Raw genomic sequence first — 886 nt, 5'->3', positions numbered from 1 at the left:
CATGGAAGCCTGTGCCACTTCCCATTATTGGGGACGGACGTTGCAGTCTATGGGCTATCATGTCCGAATTGTTCCCACCCAGCATGTAAAAGCTTTCAGCCATCATCAAAAAAACGATGCCAATGATGCGTTGGCTATCTGTGAAACGGCCTGTCGGCCCGCTCTCCATTTTGTTCCCATCAAAACGGTAGAACAGCAAGATCTCAAAGCACTGCACCGTGCCCGTCAGCTCATGGTGGAACAGCGTACTGCTCTTGCTAACCAAATCCGAGCCTTTCTCGCTGAGCAGGGAATAATTGTACCTGTAGGGATTCAGAAACTCCAACAGCATCTCCCTGATATTCTGGAAGAAGGTGATAATGCTCTGTCATGTGTGCTGCGTCGTTTATTGCATACGCTGCGGGAAGATCTTCAGAATTTGAACGTCAGCATTCATGAAATGGATAACGAAATTACGGCACTTTCCCGTCAGCAAGCAGGGTATGGACACTTGCTGACTATTCCCGGTGTCGGTCCCTTGATTGCGGCGGCTTTCGTGAGTGACGTCAACGCATCCCAATTTACTAATGGCCGACAGTTGTCAGCCTGGTGTGGTTTGGTTCCCCGGCAACACAGTTCGGGCGGGAAAAGCCGTCTTTCTTCTCTGAGTAAGCAGGGCAACCGTCATCTCCGAACGTTAATTATTCATGGTGCCCGAGCGATGATGCAGGGCGTGCAAAAACGGGATGATCCTTTAGGCGAGTGGCTAAGAACACGGATTACCCGATGTGGCCCCATGAAAGCCGTAGTTGCTTTAGCTAACAAGCTGACCCGAATTATCTGGCGTATTCTGACAGATGAGGTTGATTATGATATGAAAAAAGCTTTTGCTGTCCATTAATTGAAT

General features: G+C 49.0%; 1 protein-coding gene. It reads left to right on the top strand.

The window, feature by feature from the left end; genetic code table 11:
• Nucleotides 1-880 (top strand): IS110 family RNA-guided transposase (locus Xmir_RS22210; protein WP_099116114.1); only part of this gene is annotated, 880 nt, incomplete at its 5' end.
• Nucleotides 881-886: the final 6 nt, after the last annotated feature.

The sequence above is a fragment of the Xenorhabdus miraniensis genome (assembly GCF_002632615.1).
This window is presented reverse-complemented; position numbering and strand designations above follow the sequence as displayed.